This is a genomic window from Lysinibacillus sp. (assembly GCF_032093475.1).
GTDB lineage: Bacteria > Bacillota > Bacilli > Bacillales_A > Planococcaceae > Lysinibacillus > Lysinibacillus irui.
The window spans coordinates 15,733-18,247 of the sequence record NZ_DAMDAY010000043.1 but is presented as its reverse complement, the minus strand read 5'-3'; the positions used below and the strand labels follow the sequence as shown (position 1 = coordinate 18,247).

Genomic DNA, 2,515 nt, shown 5'->3' with positions numbered 1-2,515 from the left:
ATGGAATGGGCTAACAACTGCCTCATGAAACAACAACCATTTTGAGCGTACGTAAACATCTTATGGTAAATATTATCAAAAAATACTGCGATTGCAACGGAAATGGTCGTACAAAAAAGCGCTCTCTCAAAAGAAATTGGGCTTTCAAACGATAGACGCCAACTCAAAAAAATAAGTGTTTGCCTATTGTTTATGCATTAAAATGAAAAAAGCCAGTATTTAAAAACAATTGTAATCTCTAAAAATTTGTGTTAGATTAATTGATACTATTATTCGAAAGGAGGTAAAAAGTGATGGAAGCTAAATTCGCAAAAGGTTTGATTGAGATAGAGGTGAAATCTTACAATTTCTGTGGGGACTTGCTGGCAAAGGGAGAGGTCTGCCCTTTTTTAAGCAAATTTCATATGGAAACAGGTTCCGGAAGCTTTTTACCTTCAAATTATCATAATTATTTTTAGTAGTATTACTGTAAAATAGAAAGCAGGGTAAGCGCCGGTTCTTGATCGGCGCTTTTTGTGTTTTATTGTGAAATATAGAATAAAGCCTCTTCATTACAGAGATTTATTTTTTCAAAGGTGCCGTTTATTACGGTGCCTTTTTTTTATTGGGGGAGGAGAGAGAAGTGATGTGTAACCTTATACGTCCATTTATTTCTTAAGTGCTAACGCTTGGTGAAATGATGGCCAAAATAAATAAGGAGATTGAAAAAATGATACTTCAATTAAATGGAATTAGTAAAAGCTATTTAGGAGATCCTATTCTCTCAAACATTACCTTAAAACTGGAACGTGGGGATCGCATGGGCCTTATTGGGGTAAATGGAGCTGGAAAATCAACGTTACTGAAAATAATTGCAGGAGATCTTCCATACGATCAGGGGGAGATTTTCATGGGGAAAGGGGTTAAAGTAGGCTATTTAAAACAGGACAGTGGATTGCAGATGGAACAAACGATTTGGTCTGAAATGCTCGGGGTATTTACGGAGCTACTAAAGGTTGAACAGGAACTTCGAGAACTGGAGGCGCAAATGAGTGAGCCATCTTTAGTCCATAATCCGGATAAATTTGAGCAAATAATGACACGCTATGCTGGCAAGGCGGATTGGTTTACGCAACAAGGTGGCTATGATATTGAGCCAAAAATTAAAAGTATGTTAAATGGTATGGGTTTTGGCGACATCCCCAACGATACACTGATTAAGAAGCTCAGTGGTGGCCAAAAAACAAGGCTTGCTCTTGCCAAAATCCTGTTAGCACAACCAGATTTATTACTTTTGGATGAGCCGACAAATCACCTGGATTTCGAGACATTAAATTGGCTTGAAAATTATTTACGTGTCTATCAAGGGGCCATTTTAATTATTTCTCATGATCGTTATTTTTTAGATGCCCTTGTCCATGAAATTTATGAGATTGAGCGTACAAAAGGCACAAAATATAGCGGTAATTATTCTCAATATGTAGAAAGTAAAGCTAAGAATCGTCAGTTGCTAGAGAAAAAATATTCGATGCAACAACAACAAATAGCTAAAATGGAGGATTATATTCAAAGGAATATTGCCATGGCAACTTCTTCGAGAAGCGCTAAAAATAAACGGAAGCAACTTGAACGAGTTGAACGGATTGATCAACCACAAAAAGATTTAAAGCATGCACAAATGGCATTTGCTATGGATAAGAAATCGCATAAAGAAGTATTGAAGGTAAGAGACTTAGAGATATCGTTTAAGGTAGAAAATATCCAAAAAACGCTGTTGCGAAATATTTCCTTTGACTTATACAGAGGCGATAGGGTTGCTTTAATTGGGCCGAATGGTGTTGGAAAATCAACATTAATTAAAGCACTGCTTAAAGAGATTGAGCCAGATAGTGGGGTAGTGGCTTGGGGGCATGGTGTTACGATTGGCTATTACGATCAAGAACAGGCAACATTAGACCCCGATAATTCGGTACTACATGAGGTTTGGAGTGCATTTCCAACGATTGAAGAAGCAAGAGTACGAACGGTGCTAGGTAATTTTTTATTCACAGGAGAGGATGTTTTTAAAAAGGTTTCCTCTCTAAGCGGTGGGGAAAAGGCTCGTGTTGCCTTAGCGAAGCTGATTTTACAGAAAGCGAATGTCCTTATCTTGGATGAACCGACCAATCATCTCGACTTATTTAGTAAAGAAGTATTAGAGGAAGCACTTTTAAAATTTGAGGGGACATTATTGAGCATTTCACACGATCGCTATTTCTTAAATAAATTAGCAGGTAAAATGCTTGAACTTACTCCTTCGAATGTGACTGTTTTTCAAGGGAATTATGATGATTATGTTCTTCGAAATATAAGAAATTAACAGTACTACTCGCCACCTCTTAAGCAAGGGGTGGCCCTTTTTTTGAAAAATTTAAGATAGAAGGATGGATAATATAATAAAATAGTGTTATTGTTAGAACTAGCTAAATAAAAATATCCTTCAGGGTAGGGTGAAATTCCCGATCGGCGGTGATGAAGTCATTCAAAGTCCGTGAGC

The 2,515-nt window shown here is 37.1% G+C and carries 2 protein-coding genes and 1 riboswitch (1 of these 3 cut by a window edge); both genes read left to right on the top strand.

Translation table 11 applies throughout. The annotated features are described in order from the left end of the window. Nucleotides 1-290: 290 nt before the first annotated feature. Nucleotides 291-458 (top strand): hypothetical protein, encoded by a 168-nt coding sequence (locus tag RT445_RS11115; RefSeq protein WP_274797400.1) that lies wholly within the window; start codon nucleotides 291-293, stop codon nucleotides 456-458. A gap of 251 nt (nucleotides 459-709) precedes the next feature. Further along, entirely contained in the window at nucleotides 710-2,338 is a 1,629-nt protein-coding gene (locus RT445_RS11110; protein WP_274796419.1) for an ABC-F family ATP-binding cassette domain-containing protein, read from the top strand. A gap of 112 nt (nucleotides 2,339-2,450) precedes the next feature. Next, nucleotides 2,451-2,515, top strand: a riboswitch (FMN riboswitch) (it continues 161 nt past the right edge of the window).